At 52.0% G+C, this 16,490-nt stretch carries 17 protein-coding genes; 5 read left to right on the top strand and 12 right to left on the bottom strand.

The features are described 5' to 3' along the window. Window positions 1-60: 60 nt before the first annotated feature. From flgJ to flgB, 9 genes are all read right to left on the bottom strand, one after another. Window positions 61-1,011, bottom strand: coding sequence for a flagellar assembly peptidoglycan hydrolase FlgJ (gene flgJ / locus LC431_RS05410; RefSeq protein ID WP_013575171.1), 951 nt, complete (start codon window positions 1,009-1,011; stop codon window positions 61-63). Further along, on the bottom strand, window positions 1,011-2,117 hold the full coding sequence (locus LC431_RS05415) for a flagellar basal body P-ring protein FlgI (protein ID WP_013575170.1): 1,107 nt from the start codon (window positions 2,115-2,117) through the stop codon (window positions 1,011-1,013). Before LC431_RS05415 ends, flgJ begins: the two co-directional genes overlap by 1 nt. Window positions 2,118-2,127: 10 nt before the next feature. Next, window positions 2,128-2,832, bottom strand: a complete 705-nt coding sequence (locus tag LC431_RS05420; protein WP_071823641.1) for a flagellar basal body L-ring protein FlgH — start codon at window positions 2,830-2,832, stop codon at window positions 2,128-2,130. Between the two features lie 127 nt (window positions 2,833-2,959). Then, a complete protein-coding gene (gene flgG / locus LC431_RS05425) occupies window positions 2,960-3,742 on the bottom strand; it encodes a flagellar basal-body rod protein FlgG (RefSeq protein ID WP_013575168.1) in 783 nt (260 codons plus the stop codon). A gap of 21 nt (window positions 3,743-3,763) precedes the next feature. Then, complete coding sequence (locus LC431_RS05430) at window positions 3,764-4,519, bottom strand: flagellar basal body rod protein FlgF (RefSeq protein ID WP_013575167.1); 756 nt, start codon at window positions 4,517-4,519, stop codon at window positions 3,764-3,766. Window positions 4,520-4,553: 34 nt separating this feature from the next. Further along, the gene (flgE, locus tag LC431_RS05435; protein WP_013575166.1) at window positions 4,554-5,798 is read right to left on the bottom strand and encodes a flagellar hook protein FlgE; all 1,245 of its coding nucleotides are present in this window, start codon (window positions 5,796-5,798) and stop codon (window positions 4,554-4,556) included. Between the two features lie 77 nt (window positions 5,799-5,875). After that, entirely contained in the window at window positions 5,876-6,580 is a 705-nt protein-coding gene (gene flgD / locus LC431_RS05440; RefSeq protein WP_013575165.1) for a flagellar hook assembly protein FlgD, read from the bottom strand. Between the two features lie 11 nt (window positions 6,581-6,591). Then, complete coding sequence (gene flgC, locus LC431_RS05445) at window positions 6,592-6,996, bottom strand: flagellar basal body rod protein FlgC (protein ID WP_013575164.1); 405 nt, start codon at window positions 6,994-6,996, stop codon at window positions 6,592-6,594. Window positions 6,997-7,002: 6 nt separating this feature from the next. After that, a complete protein-coding gene (gene flgB / locus LC431_RS05450) occupies window positions 7,003-7,413 on the bottom strand; it encodes a flagellar basal body rod protein FlgB (protein ID WP_013575163.1) in 411 nt (136 codons plus the stop codon). Between the two features lie 164 nt (window positions 7,414-7,577). Between flgB and flgA the strand changes: the two genes are divergently transcribed. From flgA to LC431_RS05475, 5 genes are all read left to right on the top strand, one after another. Beyond that, window positions 7,578-8,309 carry a flagellar basal body P-ring formation chaperone FlgA gene (gene flgA / locus LC431_RS05455; protein ID WP_015689767.1) on the top strand — a complete coding sequence of 244 codons (732 nt, stop codon included), beginning with the start codon at window positions 7,578-7,580 and terminating at the stop codon, window positions 8,307-8,309. Between the two features lie 159 nt (window positions 8,310-8,468). Then, a complete protein-coding gene (flgM, locus tag LC431_RS05460) occupies window positions 8,469-8,771 on the top strand; it encodes a flagellar biosynthesis anti-sigma factor FlgM (RefSeq protein ID WP_112151916.1) in 303 nt (100 codons plus the stop codon). 49 nt (window positions 8,772-8,820) lie between these two features. After that, complete coding sequence (locus LC431_RS05465; protein ID WP_013575160.1) at window positions 8,821-9,273, top strand: flagella synthesis protein FlgN; 453 nt, start codon at window positions 8,821-8,823, stop codon at window positions 9,271-9,273. Between the two features lie 480 nt (window positions 9,274-9,753). Continuing rightward, window positions 9,754-10,431 carry a hypothetical protein gene (locus LC431_RS05470; protein WP_121019422.1) on the top strand — a complete coding sequence of 226 codons (678 nt, stop codon included), beginning with the start codon at window positions 9,754-9,756 and terminating at the stop codon, window positions 10,429-10,431. A 12-nt stretch (window positions 10,432-10,443) separates the two neighbouring features. Further along, complete coding sequence (locus LC431_RS05475; protein ID WP_223509405.1) at window positions 10,444-11,874, top strand: PAAR domain-containing protein; 1,431 nt, start codon at window positions 10,444-10,446, stop codon at window positions 11,872-11,874. Between the two features lie 885 nt (window positions 11,875-12,759). Here the strand turns inward: LC431_RS05475 and LC431_RS05480 are convergent. The 3 genes from LC431_RS05480 to flhB are packed head-to-tail and all read right to left on the bottom strand — an operon-like array spanning window position 12,760 to window position 16,409. Beyond that, on the bottom strand, window positions 12,760-13,176 hold the full coding sequence (locus LC431_RS05480; RefSeq protein ID WP_015689761.1) for a flagellar protein FlhE: 417 nt from the start codon (window positions 13,174-13,176) through the stop codon (window positions 12,760-12,762). A gap of 1 nt (window position 13,177) precedes the next feature. Then, window positions 13,178-15,262: a flagellar biosynthesis protein FlhA gene (gene flhA, locus LC431_RS05485; RefSeq protein WP_015689760.1), complete on the bottom strand. Its 2,085-nt coding sequence runs from the start codon at window positions 15,260-15,262 to the stop codon at window positions 13,178-13,180. Continuing rightward, window positions 15,255-16,409, bottom strand: a complete 1,155-nt coding sequence (flhB, locus tag LC431_RS05490; protein WP_013575156.1) for a flagellar biosynthesis protein FlhB — start codon at window positions 16,407-16,409, stop codon at window positions 15,255-15,257. Before flhB ends, flhA begins: the two co-directional genes overlap by 8 nt. Between the last annotated feature and the right edge of the window lie 81 nt (window positions 16,410-16,490).

Raw genomic sequence — 16,490 nt, forward strand, 5'->3', positions numbered from 1 at the left:
CTGATCGTGTTATCGGCCTGCACCGCTAAAACTTGAGAAAAAAAACGAGGATTTGCGGGTCTAGAAGATATCTTTTAAATCATGGCTATAGGCTTTCACCGCCTGCTCGCCCGCGCCTTTGATTTTCTGGATCACACTCACCAGTTTGTCGGCATAATTCGGGTCGGTCGCGTAACCTGCTCGTTGCAAGGCATGCGCGGCTTGTTCAGGAGTACTGGCCGAGGCAACCTGCGCATAACGCGGGTTGTTGGTGAGCAATTTGATGTAGTCGCTGATGGCTTCCACATAGGAGCCGTACACGCGGAAACTGGCCTGCACTTTTTTCGCCACGCCGCTGGTATATTCCGTGGTGGTGATTTGGGTGGTCGGACCGTCCCAGCTGCTGCCCGCTTTGATACCGAACAGGTTGAAGCTGCGTTTGCCGTCGGCAGTCGGGATCTCGCGCTGCCCCCAGCCAGATTCCAGCGCGGCCTGCGCCATGATCAGCTGATGCGAAATCCCGCTGTCTTTACTGGCGACCTGTGCCGGAATGGTGAGGCTGGAAACGAACTGTCCGCTGTCGGCTGGCAACGGTGCGCCGCCGGTGGTGCGGTCCGGCGCAGTCGGAATGACTTTGCGCAGATACTGTTCCATTGCCTGCAACGGCATGGTTTTCAGCACTTCGCCGTCCAGCGCCATCGGCACCGTTCCCGCCAGTTCTGACGGTTGCTTGCTGCCACCGGTCAGTTGTTCGACCATCATGTCGGCCATGCCCAGCCCTTTGTCGGACATGTCCTGAGCAATTTGCTGATCGTACATCGATGTATAAAGTTTGGTGGATTCGTTATCCAGAATCCCCCCTTGCGGCAGTGCCTGACGCATGCTTTTCAGCATCATCTGCACGAACACCCCTTCAAACTGCTTCGCGACTTCTTTGATGTGCGCCTGAGGATCCTGCGCCACATCCCGCTTCAGTTTGTTAAGGGATTGCGTGTCATACGCCGCCCCTGACATCGACATCAGATCGCTCATCAGATAATTTCCAAATCAGCACGCAGGCATCCGGCTGTTTTCATCGCCTGCAGAATGGACATCAGATCGATAGGCGTCGCGCCTAACGCGTTCAGGGTACGGACAACGTTGTTCAGGCTGGCACTGGAACGCACCTGCTGAATCGACCCGCCGGACTGGCGTACGGAAATATTGGTGTTCGGCGTCACTACCGTCTGACCGCCGCCAAATGGCGTATTCGGCTGGCTGACATCGTTCTGGCGATCGACCACCACAGACAGATTGCCCTGTGCAACCGCACAGTTATCCAGGGTCACATCGCGGTTCATGACCACCGAACCGGTACGGGAGTTGATGATGACTTTCGCATCCATCGGCCCGACGTTCACTTCGATATTTTGGATCTGCGCCAGAATGCGCACCTGAGAGGTGTTGCCACGCGGCACCACCACCTGAATATTGCGGGAATCCAGTGCTGACGCCACCCCCATTCCCTGACGGTTGATGGCGTCACTGACCTGCTGCGCCAGGTTGAAATCTTCGTCGTTAAGTTGCAGGCTGATCACGCCTTCGGTGCCGAACGTACTCGGCAATTCGCGTTCAATGGTTGCCCCGCCGGTAATACGCCCACCTGAAACCTGGTTAACTGTCACGCTGCTGCCACCGGAGGAAGCGCCTGCACCGCCGACCAGCACGTTACCCTGCGCCAGTGCGTAAACCTGATTATCCACCCCTTTCATCGGGGTCATCAGCAAGGTGCCGCCGCGAATACTTTTGGCATTACCCATGGATGAAACCACCACATCGATGGCCTGACCGGCACGCGAAAACGGCGGCATTTTGGCGGTGACCATCACCGCCGCCACGTTTTTCAACTGCATGTTGGTGCCTGCCGGTACCGTGATACCGAGCTGGGACAACATGTTAGTCAGCGTCTGGGTGGTAAAAGGTGTTTGTGTGGTCTGGTCACCGGTACCGTCAAGGCCCACCACCAGACCGTAGCCGATCAGGGCGTTATCACGCACCCCCTGTACCGTCGTCAGATCACGAATACGGTCGGCGGATGCGGGCAGTACCACCAGGGCGGACATCGCCAGACAGAGAATACCGGAAAGGAGTTTTCGCATGATTGCCTCGTTATAACGGCGATAAGTTTAAGAAGAACCGCTGCAACCAGCCCATGTTCTGCGCTTCATTGATGTAGCCATTCCCGACGTACTCGATGCGTGCATCTGCCACCTGCGTGGAGATAACGGCGTTCGAACCGCTGATGGTGCGCGGGTTGACCACACCGGAGAACCGGATAAATTCAGTTCCCTGATTAATTTCGATTTGTTTCTCTCCGACAACTTTCAGGTTGCCGTTTGCCAGCACTTCCCCAACCGTCACGGTCAGGGTGCCGCTGAAGGTGTTATTGGCCGCTGCGCCGCCTTTACCGGCAAAGGTGTTGGCACCGGTCATATCGAGGTCGGCACGGGCATTACCGAACAGACCTTCCAGATAACGTGGCGCTGTCGCTGCGCCAAAGCTGGTCGCGCCGTTGCGGCTGGCGTTCGCTGAGGAGCTTTTGCTTGCACTGACATTTTCCTGCAAGACAATGGTCAGCGTGTCGCCGACATTGCGTGGACGGCGGTCTTCAAACAGAGGCTGATAACCGTAGTTCATCGGCTGAACTGACTGGAAAATCGAACCGTTAGGAACCGGCGGTGCCGCAGGCGCAGGGGTCGCTGTGGTTGCTCCGGGTACCAGCGGGGTATGCGGCATATACGCGCAGCCATTCGCCAGTAACGTGATTAACAGCGGCAGCACCAGCTTGCCTGGTCGGTCTTTAGAAGAAGTCATTACCGACGTGTTTTTTTTGGTCACCACAGTTATCGCCTTTAAAAAATCGACCTGGTAGGGATCTGAACCGGTTCAGGACAGAAGCGTTTCCGCCCCTGCCCTCTTGTTTTCAATCAACCGCCAAACATTACAGCTGGGAAAGTTTCTGTAGCATTTCGTCCGAGGTGGACACGGCTTTACTGTTAATTTCGTAAGCACGCTGGGTCTGGATCATGTTGACCAGTTCTTCCGCCACGTTGACGTTAGAGGTTTCCACATAACCCTGATACAGCAGACCCGCGCCGTTCAGACCGGGGGTGCTTTCGGTTGGTGCGCCGGAGCTTTGGGTTTCCTGGTACAGGTTTTCACCGAGTGATTCCAGGCCGCTGTTGTTGATGAAGGTGCTCAGCGTCAGTTGCCCCACCTGCTGTGCCGCCGTCTGACCTTGCGTGGTCACACTCACGATACCGTCACGCCCGACCGTCATGCTCAGCGCATTCGCCGGAACGGTGATCGCAGGAATAACCTGATAACCACTGGAGGTCACCAGCTGACCGTTCTGATCAACCTGGAAAGACCCGTCACGGGTATAGGCCGTCGTGCCGTCCGGCAACTGAACCTGGAAGAAACCTTCCCCTTTGACGGCAATGTCTTTGCTGTTGCTGGTCTGCGACAGGTTGCCCTGCGAGAACAAACGCTCAGTAGAAACAGGACGCACACCGGTACCAATCTGTAAACCGGATGGCAGGTTGGTTTGCTCAGAAGACTGCGCACCAGGCTGACGGACTGTCTGGTAAAGCAGGTCTTCAAATACCGCACGCTGGCGTTTAAAACCGTTGGTGCTGACGTTCGCCAGGTTGTTGGCGATTACATCCATATTGGTCTGCTGGGCATCCAGACCGGTTTTCGCAATATACAGCGATGGGATCATGTCATTACTCCTCTGCCATCATCAGCTCATTGACAGCAGATTGTTGGCACTCTGTTCATTTTCATCGACGCTGTGGATGACTTTCATCTGCATCTCAAAGCGGCGGGCGTTGGCGATCATGTCAACCATGGTTGAAACCGGATCCGCGTTACTGCCCTCAAGCGTTCCGGGCATAACGTGAATAGTCGGGTCAGGCTGTAAAGCCGCACCCCGTGCCTGAACGGTCGCCGGCGTTGGCCGGAACATACCATCATCGCCACGGGTGACTTCATTGTTGGCCGCTTTCACCAGCTTGAGCTTACCGAGCTGGCCCATGGTGTTGGGGTCAGCACCGGCTTCAAGCACGGCAATGGTCCCGTCCGCAGAAACCGTGAGCTGAGAATTCGGCGGAACTTCAATCGGGCCGTTATCCCCCATCACCGGATGACCCTGAACGGTCAGCTGGTTAGTCGGTGACACTTGCATGTCACCGTTACGGGTATAGGCTTCAGAGCCATCAGGCATCTGCACCGCAAGGAAACCGTCCTGCTGTAAAGCCACATCCAGCGGACGGCCGGTGTAGTTCAGCTTGCCCTGCGTCATATCTGCGCCCGGCGTGGATGCCGTGACCAGCGTGCGGGTTTGCAGGCTTTCACCGTCTACCGGCACTGCGCGCATCGCTAAAAGCTGCGAGCGGAAGCCCGGTGTATTGGCGTTAGCCAGGTTACTCGACGTCACCGACTGCTGAACCAGCGTCTGGCTGGCTGCGCCGCCTGCGGTGTAGATAGCGTGATCCATAATGCTGCCCTGTTCTCAGGTGATAAAACGCGTATTAACGCAGGTTAACCAGCGTGTTCAGGATGGAGTCCTGAGTTTTGATGGTCTGCGCATTCGACTGGTAGTTACGCTGAGCAACAATCATGTTGACCAGTTCCGCACTCAGATCGACGTTGGAAGATTCCAGCGCGCCGCTGGTCATTGACGCTAAACCGCCCTGACCCGCGATACCGGTTACAGCCTGGCCGGAAGACGCGGTAGCCGTCCACACGTTGTCGCCTTCAGATTTCAAACCTTCCGGGTTGGAGAAGTTACTCAGCACAATCTGGCCCAGTAACTGGGTTTTGTTGTTGGAGTAAGTGCCGGAGATTGTGCCGTCGTCATTGATGGTGTAACCGGTCATCTGACCCGCTGCATAACCATCCTGAGTCTGGGAACCGATGCTGTCGCTGCCGGTGCTCTGCTGGATACTGCCGGTGAAATCCAGGGAAACGGTTTGTGGCGTCACCGTCCCGTTAGTCGCGGTGTTCATTGGCAACGTCAGTGCCAGACCGGCATTGGCGACGCCTGCGGCGTTAGTGGTACTCACCAGCGCACCACTGGTATCAAATTGCATTGCACCAATTTTGCCAGCTGTTGAACCTGTGACGCTGCCGTCTTGCGCGTAAACATCCCAGTTGTTCGCAGAGGTTTTCACGAAGTAGACGTTGTTATCGTGAGCATTACCCTGTGAGTCATAGGTGGTGATGCTGTTGACGTAGTTGTAGCTGGTGTCATCGCTGCTGCTGAACGTTTTGGCGGCCGGGATCGCCGTATCCGTTGAGTTCAGGTTGGCCACCATCGTACCCACCGTGGTGGCTTTCGCGCTCATCAGAGTGGTCGGGATGTTCAGGGCAACCGGCTGTGCGCCTGCGGCGATAGTCGGGGGGGTGCCGGTGGCCGGAAAACCGGTGACACTCAGACCCTGCATGTTCACCAGATTACGGTTGGCATCCAGTGAGAACTGACCATTGCGGGAGTAATAAACCGCGCCACTGGTGTCCGTCAGACGGAAGAAACCGTTGCCGCTCAGGGCCACATCCAGACCGCGGGAGGTGTTGGTGGTCGTACCGTCATTGAAGTTCTGAGTGACAGCGGCGACTTTAACGCCCATACCGGTTTGGGAACCGGCAAACATATCGGCAAAAGAGGCGGTGGCTGTTTTAAAACCGACGGTCGCGGAGTTGGCAATGTTGTTACCAATCACATCGAGGTTAGTCGATGCCGCGCTCAGGCCGCTGACTGCTTGGGAAAAGCTCATGTTAGCTCCATTGTACTGTGTGTAGTGTTTTTAGCTCCTGCCCCGGCGAAGGGGAGGGAGCGGTCTGAGTGACTCACTTACAAAATCTGGCGTACAGAATCGACTTTCGCGGTTCCGCGTACGCCCAGATCCAACGCGGTATTCCCGGCTGAATCTGTCGTTACACCATTGACCAGCGCATAGTTCAGCGGTGTCGCCACCATTTGCTGACCATTGTTCAGGGCATTGATGCTGAAGGTGTAGCTGCCATCCGGTGCTTTGGTGCCATCGTCCTGTGTACCGTCCCAGGTATAGCTGTGCACACCGGCAGTCTGGGAGCCCAGCGTGATGGTTTTCACCACTTTACCGGTGGCGTCGCTGACTGTAGCGGTGGTGGTATCGGAGGCCGTTTCCAGTTCAAATCCGAATGGCGTGGTGCTGACAGTGCCGTCAGTGTCGCTGCCGACCAGAATTGCGCTGCCGGACACCATCACGCCGTGACCGATCAATGAACTTGCCTGAACAGATGAACCACTGGTGATTTGTCCGGAAATGCTGCCCAGCGTGGTATTGAGTTTTTCAATCCCGCTGACGGTGCTGATTTGTGCCAGCTGACTGGTCAGCTGACTGTTATCCATCGGATTGGTGGGATCCTGGTTTTTCAGCTGGGCGACCAGCAGCGTCAGGAAACTGCTGGATAAATCATCCGCAGAACTGGTTCCGGTTGTGGACGAACCACCGGAACTGGTGCTGGCGATCGTGGTGTTATCAGTGGTGTCATTTATCGACGTGGTAATTGCCATGATTCGCTCCGCTATTGCCCCAGAGTGAGGGTTTTCATCATCAACGACTTGGTGGTGTTAAGCACTTCGACGTTGGCCTGATAACTGCGGGAAGCGGAGATGGTGTTCACCATTTCGCTGACCACATCTACGTTTGGCATCTGCACATAGCCTTTTGCATCCGCCATCGGATTGCCCGGCTCATACACCATGCGCATGGGTGCCGGGTCATCAACGACCTGCGCCACTTTCACGCCGCCGGTTTCCTGACCCGGTGCCGCATCCACCTGGAAAACCACCTGCTTCGCTTTATACGGCTTACCATCCGGGCCGGTGACGCTGTCGGCGTTGGCCATGTTACTGGCGCTGACGTTCAGGCGCTGAGACTGCGCGGCCAGCGCAGAACCGGCGATATCAAAAATACCAAGCATTGACATGGGCTATTATCCTTGCAGCACCGACATCATCCCTTTGATTTGCCCGCCGAGAACGGTCAAATCGGTCTGATAGCGCACGCTGTTATCCGCAAAATTGGTACGTTCACGGTCCATATCGACCGTGTTGCCATCTGCCGATGGCTGGTCAGGGATCCGGTACATCAGATCCATATCAGCAGGCTGTACGTTGGACGCCGGGATATGGCGGTCAGACGTCAGAGACAAGGAGATGCCGCTGCCGCTCGCACGCCCCTGCTCCATCACCTTCTGCAACTGACTGGCAAAATCGATATCGCGCGCCTGATACCCGGGGGTGTCGGCGTTAGCGATATTGGCTGAAAGAATTTCTTGCCGCTGGGCGCGCAGGTTGAGCGCTTCCTGTTGGAACTGTAGTGCGGCGTTCAATTTGTCGAGCATGCGCCCTCCGCAAAGTGAGATTTTGGAGTCGACAGCATAAATGCGAGTGTCAACTGGCTATCGTCTGAATAAGCATGAAATCGGGCGCTATTTGTCCCTTTAGGAATTGCAAAGTGAGCGTAGACTTGTGGCCAGTAGTAGGTTGGCACAAAGGTAAAACGCGAATGAACATGCTGAAAATATGTCGTACAGGCATTACGCTGGGCTGCATCATGACCGGTGCGACGTCTGGTGCTGTGAGCTATGCGCAGTCTTTGCCAGTGCAAGTCAAAAGCGTGCCGGCCTCGTCCAATAGCGATACACTGCTGTCCTCGCAAATTCAGCAGTTCTTCCGCCAGCAATATGCTGAAAGCGGAATGCAGGTGACCGTGGTCGTGAACACCCCGGCGGCGCGTCAGCCCCAATGTTTATCACCACAATTTATGCTTTCACCGAACAGTCGCACCTGGGGCAATGTCTCCGTGGCGGTGAACTGTAACGGCAAGAAAAGTTACGTACAGACCAAAGTGCAGGTCAGCGGAACGTACTGGGTGGCGGCGAAGAACGTGCCAGCGGGCGCTCACCTGACACAAACCGATATGCAACAAAAAACCGGGCGACTGGATCTGCTGCCACCGAAAACCATTCTTGACAGTCAACAGGCGGTGAATGGCATCACGCTGCGAAACATCAGCATCGGCCAGCCGTTAACCTTATCCATGCTGCGCCGTCCGTGGATGGTGCATGCGGGGCAGGAAGTTCAGGTTCAGGCAACAGGCAGTGGTTTTAATGTATCGAGTGCCGGTAAGGCGATGAACAATGCTGCAGCGAATGAATCAGTGCGGATCAGAATGCCGTCAGGTGCAATTGTGAACGGAACAGTAGGCTCAGATGGGTCTGTGACAGTGACGATATAATCCTAAAGTGCAGCCGTTGTTCTGCAAAAAGCTGCAATAAAAGCTAAAGTTATTTCGCCACATGTCGATAACACACGTATCAGAGTCGTCCGCGACGGCATTTTTAAGGGTTTTCATGAGATTTTCAAAACCCTGATCCCCATACTGGAGAAGAAATTTATGGCTATCGATCGTACTCAAGGTGTTTCACCTTTAACCTCGATCCAGCAACGCGAACCGTCTGAAGCTTCAGTACAGAACACGCGTAAAGAAGGCACTGTTTCTGGCACCACCACCAGCGGTACGGCGGTGACCCTGAGTTCAGCACAGGCATCTCTGACTCAGTCAAGTGCGCAGGACATTAACACGGCACGTGTCGAAGAACTGAAACAAGCTATCCGCGACGGTAAACTGACGATGGATACCGGCAAAATCGCTGATGCTTTGTTACAGGACACGCAGGATTATCTCAAAGGTTTTTAAGCTGAAGACCTCAGTGTGAAGACAAAAAGTTGGAAGGTAATAAGGCCCGATGAAGAACTTTATCAAGACCATGACTACCTTGGTTGAAACGTTGCAAGCGCTGGATCAGGTGATTAATCACGAACAAACGATACTGTGCTCTGGCCGCGTAAATGGTGCAGCCTTGCAGCATATAACCGAGCAGAAAAGTTCATTGTTAGCCACGGTAGACTATCTTGATAAACAGCGTCGTCAGCATGACGAACGCCTCAGACAAACCGCACCCTACTCAGATCCACAAGGGCAGAGTCAGCCGGAAATCGCCGCGATGTGGCAAGATATTGTGCAAATGACCGCCAGGCTGAGTCAGATAAATCGTCACAACGGCATGTTACTGGGCAAACAAATCGCCTATAACACCGAGGCGCTGGCGATCCTTAACGCCAGTCAGACGCAGAAATTCTACGGACCGAACGGGCAGGAAACCGTATCGGGGCAAACCGTCAGGAAGATCTCCGTTTAACGCCAGACGAGGGGAACGGTTTCCCCTCCGTATTCGTATTTTCCCCGCTATTCACATCCCGACTTCTGCTGATACCTCTGTCAGATTAGCCAGTCTTCTGATTTATTCCGATTTTTTCCACCCGTCTGATGAGCAGAATGGCTTGCCTGCTGGGCTTTGCCCTGCCCCCGGTTCAGATAAGTTGTCAACGTGGTTTACCTGGCTCCTCCCCCTGCGAAGTGGGAGGATAGCCTACACATCATATTGAATATTAAAGATATTAATTTTCTATTATGAATTTATATCCTGTTTTTTATCCAGCAAATAAATCTTATACAAACTAATTTCTGTTGTGAAGAAAAGAGCACAAATAGTTCAAGCGTTATTCAAAACTACAATTCACTGGATAAATTTTACTCATTGAATTCATTGAAATTTGACATTATTTCCACATAAAATGCAGGTGTATATTATCGTTTTCTCAACGAAACGGTAATCATTATGCCTCACACGACAAAGCGTCTCTACTTCTATGCTCCCGGTGATCATTTCCATCTTGCCCCTCTTGATATGTACGTAGTCTCAAAGATATCTGTAAGAGAGAATGGCATTCACTGGCTGGAACCGGTTTGGTCAACTGGCCTGACGCCCGATAAAAACGGGCTGCTTTTATTCACTTCAAAACTTGACGCTCTAATATGTGCTTTTGTACTAAACAAAAGCTCTGGTGAATCTTGGAATGTATATTCGTTTAATGATGTCAGCGTTACAGAAATGATGATCGATGTTGCACCAATCACAGCAAAATATCACATCCATATAGCATTCGGTTTCAGTATAGATAATAAAGAATGCCTATTATTTAAAAACGATAATTTGAAAACCCGAAGTTTTATACAGAGTTTTACAATTGAAAAGGAAATGTCTGCATTATCACCCATAACGCTTAAATTTAATAAGTCGTATTTTGATGAAATTAATTTTTATTGGGAGCAATGTTACCAAAACTATTGCGAAAGCATCAAAAAACAGAATTTAATGGATAATTCATTGCTTATGAATATAGCGTTAGAAGCTATAAAGAAAATGAACCTATCAAAAATAGATAAAGTTAATGACTGTGACTGCATATCACATTATTCAATAGACAAACAAAAATGGATAATTTCATTTAACTAGAAGGAAATAAAAATGGCTATTGGATATTTTATACGGCTGGGTGATAAAACCTCATGCGGCGGAAAAGTAGTAAGTGCAACAAGTCGTATTATACACCACGGTTTAAATTTAGCTCGACTTGGTGACAAAGTTACATGCGGTAAAAATGAAGGTGTGTTTATCTTATTAGGTGGAATTCATAACTATACGAGCGACGGTCTGCCCTGCATCGGTACGCTTGAGAGTTCTAGTAGTTGCCCTTGTAAGGCGAGATTATTCGCAAGTGAATTTTCATCCAGTTACTATCCTGAAGCGCCGAAAATGGCGTCACAGAAAACCACTGACAATGAACCTGAGCAACACGCACAGGCGGCAAAGAAACAGATGGTTACTGAAACTAAACCAGAATCGGCACCAGCTTCCCCTCTAAAAGAGGATATACCACCACGCGAACCGGTGGATGCTGGATTCTGTATTGTTGATTTACCTGCGAATGTAAAAGATTTTGGTGACTATTTATTTTATAACCCTGTAGCAGGTGCAAGAGAATTATACGATACACTCAACGGCAGCGGACCAATCAAACCCGCTTCTATTCTTTTGTTAGTTGATCCTGAGAAACAAGATCCAAACCAAATCGAAACTTTGAAGAAAGCAAAAGCAAAAGTTGATACAGCATTAAGTGATTTAACTATGGATGAAGCCAGTTTCTTACATAAACACAAAGATACAATAGATACTTTCATCGGTTTTGGAAGTGGTATTACTGGCATGGCATCAGAAGTCGGCGGAAAATATTTTGAAGAAATTGAAAAGGTATTAAAAGAAATACAAGAAACTTACAAGAATGCTTATATTACAAGAGGTGCATTAATTGGTGAGCAATTCTATACTCAAAGGAAGATTCATTTCAAAAAGCTCAATTTGTTGCTTAATAATTTCATGAAATACAAATTGGGTATGAATGAGTATTCTGACATTAGACGGGCATTAGGTCTATCAAGTAGAAGCATAATGCGGCATTGGTCGCAAACTGGCGTAACAGAGATAGAAGGTTATGCAACGTATATTGAAAAATCAGCGAAGCTGATTAAAGCAATGAAAAAATTGGGATATGTTGGTATCACCTTAGATTTTGCAAACACGACTAATACTATTTATGATGCTTGTACAGTTGGTAGAGAGTCAGAGTGTAAGAAAATGACAGTTGTTGAGTACAGTAAATTTGCTGGTTCTCAAACTGGCGGATTATTCGGTGGGATAATAGGTGCTCGATTATCAGGGGCGGCCTGTGTGTGGGGGCTGGGTTTGCTTACAAGTGAAATTGGTGGTGCAGGAGCGTTGTTATGTTCTGCTGTAGCAGTGACAGGAGGTTTAGCCGGGGGAGAGGTTTTAGGATCGGTAGGGCAAGACCTCGGTAGTAGTGCCGGGCAAGCTCTGTATGAGGCATTCTATAGTGAGTGATAAAAACGTCATTGATATGATTACATTCTTACTACTTATATTAGTAATAATATTAGAGTTGGTAGTAACATTTTTCAATGAAAGACGTTATAAAGAACTATGTAATGAATACAAAAAGAAACATAACATCACCCCCCCCGGAGTTATGTCATTTAAATATTTCAATTTTAATATTGTATATATAAGTGTCCCGGTTGAAAAAATATCCTATGTTTACTTCCCACTTTTTTTAAGGAAGAAAATCGTCTGATCAAAAAGGATTTTTATTTTTGGCATGATTTTATAAATACAAGTAAGTTTAAATTATGGGGAATGATTGAAGTTTCTTTGATTATAATATCCGCAATTATCTTCATTTTCTTAATTGCTCATTATTATTTTTTTTGATGAAAAAAGATGAAGGTATCTTTAAAGAAAAAGGTGCGGGCTTTAGTGTCTGTGATCGGCATGATTCGGATATCCTTTCGAGTAAGTTGATATCCGGTTTTATATCCGGTTTGATGTGCGCTGTCTAGCAATTGCACGCCAGCGCAAGCAACACTAAATCACTTTAAAAACAATTGGTTATACCGATGATGCAATGGTGTGCAATGGCCTGCAAGTGTGATATTTCCCCCTGCGAAGGGGGAGGTTGGGAGGGGGTTTTAAGGGCTAACACCTGGTCAGTGCAAACTTCAACATATTGATTTTTATTTAATACCCCACCCCAACCCTCCCCTTCGCAGGGGAGGGAGCCGTTCTCAGTTACAGGTGATCCTGGTGTAGCGACCCGGCCAGATGAGTTCCGGTGATAGCTGAACATCCATACAGATAAAATGGGCAAACATTGAGAATGGGAGACGGCGTCCGGAAGGTTTTCAGGGATTACTAGAGCCGGTGGAGGGCTTACTTATAGTTCACGATCACTTCATTACTGATCACCCGCAGCGGCGTATTCATTGCGCCAGCGCCGGGGACAAAATAAACCAGTCTTAATGGTGAAGTGGCGGACTGGCCGTAAAACGATTTTGTCACCCCGCCTTCGGCGTCCAGATTGATGCAGTGATTCATGGTGTTGCAGAGTCTGACCTGTAAACCGGCGGGTCTTGCGCCGAGCACTTCATATTTCCAGCTTAGGGTTGTGATGGTTGCAGAACCTGAACTGCGCACGGGCGCGGATGCCGGCGGTGCTAACGCGCCCGACGACATCATCACGCCACGGTTTTGCAGCACCACGCCGCGCTGGGTATCAGACCATGAACCGGACGCGGCCAGCGCGGGCAGGCTCAGTGTGGTCAGCAACAACAGTGTGGCGCGGCGCATGTTATTCACCGCCGATGGTGGCGGTCATGCGGATCTGGCGGCTGTCGCTCATTTCCAGATTCGACATCACGACGATATTGGGCAGTGAACGGCGCAGGAAGCGTGACAACAGCGGACGCAGTGCGTGATTCACCAGCAGAACCGGTGGCGCACTGAGCATATCCTGACGTTGTAATGCCGCCTCGGACTGGGTCAGCAAACGTTCAGCCAGACCCGGTTCCAGACCACCGCCGCTTTGCAGCGCCTGTAACAACAGACGTTCCAGGGAGGTATCCAGTCCGATAACCTGCACTTCACCGCTGCCCGGGAACCACTGCTGGGTAATCGCCCTGCCGAGCGCAACACGCACCACGGACGTCAGTTCGTTAGGATCCGGCTGGTTCGGGGCATATTCCGCCAGTGTTTCAACAATGGTGCGCATATCGCGGATCGAAACGCGTTCAGATAACAGGTTCTGCAACACTTTGTGCATATTGGTCAGGGAAATGATGCCCGGAATGAAATCTTCCGTCAGCTTCGGCATTTCTTTGGTGACACGTTCCATCAGTTCCTGCGTTTCCTGACGGCCAAACAGCTCTTTGGCGTGCATGCTGATCAGGTGATTCAGATGCGTTGCGACCACGGTACTGGCTTCCACCACGGTATAACCCTGAATTTGCGCCTGCTCACGCATAGCAGGTTCAATCCAGACCGCCGCCAGCCCGAATGCAGGATCAACCGTCGCTTCGCCTGGCAATTCGCCAATCGCGCTGCCCGGGTTGATCGCCATCCAGCGGCCCGGATGCGCCGCACCCGTGCCGATTTCCACGCCTTTCATCAGGATACGGTAGCCCGCTGGCGGCAGTTCGAGGTTATCGCGAATATGAATAACCGGCGGCAGATAGCCCATTTCCTGTGCGAATTTTTTACGGATACTGCGGATACGTCCCAGCAGCTCGCCGTTTTGGGCGAAGTCCACCATCGGGATCAGACGGTAGCCCACTTCCATACCCAGCGGGTCTTCAAGCTGAACGTCCTGCCAGCTGGCTTCTACCATTTGTTTACCGTTGTCTGCCACGGCCGGTGCGGCCGCTGCGGTGGCCGGTTTTTTCAGCTCCTGACCGCGAGTCCACCACGCCAGCGCCAGCAGCCCGGCGGTGAACATCAGGAAGACAAAGTTCGGCATGCCCGGCACCATACCGAGTAACCCCAGAACACCGGCACTCAGCATCATGACGCGCGGATTGCGGAACAACTGGGTCACCATCTGCTCGCCGACGTCTTCATTGGTGCCGACGCGGGTGACGATAACACCGGCTGCAGTAGAGATAACCAGCGCCGGGATCTGCGCAACCAGACCGTCACCGATGGTCAGCAGCGTATAACTTTCAGCCGCATGGCCGAGATCCATACCGTGTTGCAACACACCCACCAGCAGGCCGCCGACGACGTTGATAATCATGATCATCAGACCGGCAACGGCGTCACCCCGCACGAATTTACTTGCACCGTCCATTGAACCGTAGAAGTCCGCTTCCTGCGTCACGTCGCTGCGGCGTTTTTTCGCTTCGTCTTCGCCAATCAGACCGGCGTTCAGATCCGCATCAATCGCCATCTGTTTGCCGGGCATCCCGTCAAGCACAAAACGCGCGCCCACTTCGGCAATACGCCCGGCACCTTTGGTGATAACCATGAAGTTGATCAGCACCAGGATGATAAACACCACGATACCGATGGCGAAGTTGCCGCCGACCAGGAAGTGACCGAAGGCTTCAATCACCCGCCCCGCGGCCGCGCCGCCGGTATGCCCTTCCAGCAGGATCACACGGGTTGAGGCAACGTTCAGCGACAGACGTAATAAGGTGGAAAACAGCAGAATGGTCGGGAATGCCGCGAAATCCAGCGTGCGCTGGGTAAACATTGCCACCAGCAACACCATGATGGATAACGCAATGTTAAAGGTGAACAGCAGGTCAAGGATGAACGGTGGTAACGGCAACACCATCATCGACAGGATGATCAGGATAAGAATTGGGCCTGCCAGTACCTGCCATTGTCCGGACTTAAAGTTGGCGGGTAAACGCAGTATCGCGGCCAGATTAGCCATGGGTATCACTCTCTCCTGCTGCAAAATCCAGACCTTCAGGGACTGGTAAATGTTGAGGTTTTTTCGGGATCAGCCCGCCTTCGCGCTTCCAGCGTTTCAGCTGATAAACCCAGGCCAGAACTTCAGCCACGGCGGCATACAGCGTCGCCGGAATTTGCTGACCAATGTCACTGTGCCGGTAAAGCGCACGCGCCAGAGGCGGCGCTTCCAGCATCGGAATTTTGTGCTCGACACCGAGTTCCCTGATACGCAGCGCCACGTCTCCCGCGCCTTTCGCCAGTACTTTCGGTGCACTCATTTTGTTTTCACTGTATTGCAGCGCAACGGCGTAGTGCGTCGGGTTGGTCACGATAACGTCCGCTTTTGGCACATCGGCCATCATGCGGCGCCTGGCCATTGCACGTTGCTGCTGGCGGATACGCCCTTTAACGTGCGGGTCACCTTCCTGACTTTTATGTTCGTCGCGGATATCCTGCTTGCTCATGCGCAGCTTTTTCAGGTTGCTCCAGATTTGCCAGAACACGTCGAAACCCACCATCGGCGTTAATCCCAGTACCACCATCAGCCCGCAGAACACCACCATGTTCAGTGCTTCACCCAGCGCCGGAATGGTCGGTTGCGCCATGAGCCGCATCATGTCCGGCCATTTATGCCACAAATACAACCCGGCGACGGTGCCGACCAGCAAGGCTTTCAGAACGGCTTTCAGCAGTTCCGCCAGCACCTGACCGGAGAATAAACGTTTCAAACCGGCAATCGGATCCATACGGCTGAACTTGAACTCAAAGGATTTACCGCTGAACATCAGGCCGCCGAGTAACAGCGGCGCGGCGAGTGCGATCAAAATCAGGCCGCCGATCACCGGCAATAATGCCCAGACTGCGCGGCCCAGCAGCGTCGCCATCTGCTGCAAAACCTGCCGGTCATCGCTGACCATGCCGTGATCAAACTTAAGACCTTGCGAAATCATCACGCCAAGCTGCCGCGCCATAGATTCGCCCGACATCCACAGCAGCGTTAAGCCGCCTCCCAGCATCAGAATTGAGGTCAGTTCGCGCGAGCGCGGTATCTGCCCTTCCTCACGCGCTTTTTCAAGCCGGTGTGCGGTGGGGGCCTCACTTTTTTCGAGATCGCTTTCTTCAGCCACCGGCGGTTCCTGTCAGGGTTTACCCGGCATGTAAAACACGACGGGCACAATTTCATGCAAACTCCCAACGTCACTGGAGTT

This window comes from Rahnella sp. GSA61A, from assembly GCF_019969905.1.
GTDB classification, from domain to species: domain Bacteria; phylum Pseudomonadota; class Gammaproteobacteria; order Enterobacterales; family Enterobacteriaceae; genus Rahnella; species Rahnella aceris.

Bases quoted from the DNA above. Each gene is read 5' to 3' on its own strand.
- flgB (WP_013575163.1), bottom strand. From the start codon at position 7,413: ATGCTCGACAAATTGAACGCCGCACTACAGTTCCAACAGGAAGCGCTC.
- LC431_RS05430 (WP_013575167.1), bottom strand. From the start codon at position 4,519: ATGGATCACGCTATCTACACCGCAGGCGGCGCAGCCAGCCAGACGCTG.
- LC431_RS05465 (WP_013575160.1), top strand. From the start codon at position 8,821: ATGAAGAACTTTATCAAGACCATGACTACCTTGGTTGAAACGTTGCAA.
- flgM (WP_112151916.1), top strand. From the start codon at position 8,469: ATGGCTATCGATCGTACTCAAGGTGTTTCACCTTTAACCTCGATCCAG.
- flgJ (WP_013575171.1), bottom strand. From the start codon at position 1,011: ATGAGCGATCTGATGTCGATGTCAGGGGCGGCGTATGACACGCAATCC.
- LC431_RS05415 (WP_013575170.1), bottom strand. From the start codon at position 2,117: ATGCGAAAACTCCTTTCCGGTATTCTCTGTCTGGCGATGTCCGCCCTG.
- flgA (WP_015689767.1), top strand. From the start codon at position 7,578: ATGAACATGCTGAAAATATGTCGTACAGGCATTACGCTGGGCTGCATC.
- flhA (WP_015689760.1), bottom strand. From the start codon at position 15,262: ATGGCTAATCTGGCCGCGATACTGCGTTTACCCGCCAACTTTAAGTCC.
- LC431_RS05470 (WP_121019422.1), top strand. From the start codon at position 9,754: ATGCCTCACACGACAAAGCGTCTCTACTTCTATGCTCCCGGTGATCAT.
- LC431_RS05480 (WP_015689761.1), bottom strand. From the start codon at position 13,176: ATGCGCCGCGCCACACTGTTGTTGCTGACCACACTGAGCCTGCCCGCG.
- flgE (WP_013575166.1), bottom strand. From the start codon at position 5,798: ATGAGCTTTTCCCAAGCAGTCAGCGGCCTGAGCGCGGCATCGACTAAC.
- LC431_RS05420 (WP_071823641.1), bottom strand. From the start codon at position 2,832: ATGACTTCTTCTAAAGACCGACCAGGCAAGCTGGTGCTGCCGCTGTTA.
- flgD (WP_013575165.1), bottom strand. From the start codon at position 6,580: ATGGCAATTACCACGTCGATAAATGACACCACTGATAACACCACGATC.
- flgC (WP_013575164.1), bottom strand. From the start codon at position 6,996: ATGTCAATGCTTGGTATTTTTGATATCGCCGGTTCTGCGCTGGCCGCG.
- flgG (WP_013575168.1), bottom strand. From the start codon at position 3,742: ATGATCCCATCGCTGTATATTGCGAAAACCGGTCTGGATGCCCAGCAG.
- LC431_RS05475 (WP_223509405.1), top strand. From the start codon at position 10,444: ATGGCTATTGGATATTTTATACGGCTGGGTGATAAAACCTCATGCGGC.